The sequence below is a fragment of the Photorhabdus sp. CRCIA-P01 genome (assembly GCF_003545805.1).
Classification (GTDB): domain Bacteria; phylum Pseudomonadota; class Gammaproteobacteria; order Enterobacterales; family Enterobacteriaceae; genus Photorhabdus; species Photorhabdus antumapuensis.
Window position 1 is genome coordinate 1 of record NZ_NMQR01000171.1, and the last position, 1,378, is coordinate 1,378.

Consider the following 1,378-nt stretch of genomic DNA (forward strand, 5'->3'; position numbering starts at 1 on the left):
CTTTTAACCAAGCTGTTTCCGGAGTATTACCGATAATATCTAGAGTGTTTTGCAAGATTTCTTYATTTTTTACTTTAACATCTGCAGTAATTCCCTCTGCTGCCTCAATAGTTAACTTACCTCCCAGGGTGAGATCACGAACGTTATTTAATCAATATTAATCCATTTGACCCACGAATTCAGTTGTGATCTTATACTCCTTTTTTTCGGGAGTACCCTAATGGAACTCGATGCTTTTTCTCAGCATTTCGGTGAAATCAACGATCCTCGCCAGTCTGCCAAAATCAGCTATCCCCTGTTTGATGTCCTTTTTCTGACAATGTGTGCCGTCTTGACGGGCGCTGAAGGTTGGGAAGATATCGAAGACTTTGGGAATATGCGCATCAACTGGCTTCAGGAAAAGGGATTTTTTCAAACCGGCTTACCTGTACATGATACAATTGCGCGCATCATTTCCCGCCTTGACTCTGTCCAGTTTCAACACTGCTTTATTCGCTGGACTCAGGCGGTAAGCAAGCGTACCGAGGGGGAAATCATCGCGATTGATGGTAAGACATTACGGGGAACCGGGCATTGGCATAAACGATTATCGGCTATCCATATGGTGAGCGCATTTGCTACGACCAATGGCGTTGTCATGGGTCAGTTAAAAACTGAAAAAAAATCTAATGAAATCACGGCGATCCCGAAGTTAATTGATTTACTGGACATCAAAAATTGTTTGGTCACCCTTGATGCGATGGGATGCCAGACTAAAATTGCTAAAAAAATTATCGTCCAGGGCGGAGATTATCTGCTGGCCGTCAAAAATAATCAGGCAGGGTTACATCGCGCGGTTAAACAAACCCTGTCAGCGCAAGTCACTGCCGTCAGAAAATCAGAAAATGTCTGTATAGAACAAGGGCATGGGCGAATTGAATTACGTGAATATCATGTACTCCCGGCGGGAGAACTTGCCTCGCAATTTCCGGAATGGAAAGGCTTAAAAAGCATTGGAGTGGCAATACGATATCGCCTTGATAAAGCGAGAAAAAAAGAATCACTGGATTATCATTATTATATCAGCTCTGCCGAACTTGGATCAGACCGTTTTAGGGAGGCGGTACGGGGTCATTGGGGTATTGAAAATCGCGTCCATTGGGTGCTTGACGTATCAATGAATGAAGATGCGTGTGCCATTCGTCGCGGCAATGCTGCCGAGATATTAGCGGGTATGCGGCACTTCTCGCTTAATATGCTACGTGCAGAAACCAGTGTAAAAGCCAGCATGCGACGCAAAGCAAACATGGCCAATATGAGCAGTGAGTATTTGGATAAAGTTTTAATTGCAGGTTTTCAGACATTGGGCAAGAAATGAACATTCATGCTCTTGCCCTGG

At 44.2% G+C, this 1,378-nt stretch carries 1 protein-coding gene; it reads left to right on the forward strand.

What is annotated here, in order from left to right; all coding sequences use genetic code 11:
* Positions 1-220: 220 nt before the first annotated feature.
* Complete coding sequence (locus tag D3222_RS24580) at positions 221-1,357, forward strand: ISAs1 family transposase (protein WP_118988350.1); 1,137 nt, start codon at positions 221-223, stop codon at positions 1,355-1,357.
* Positions 1,358-1,378 lie beyond the last annotated feature (21 nt).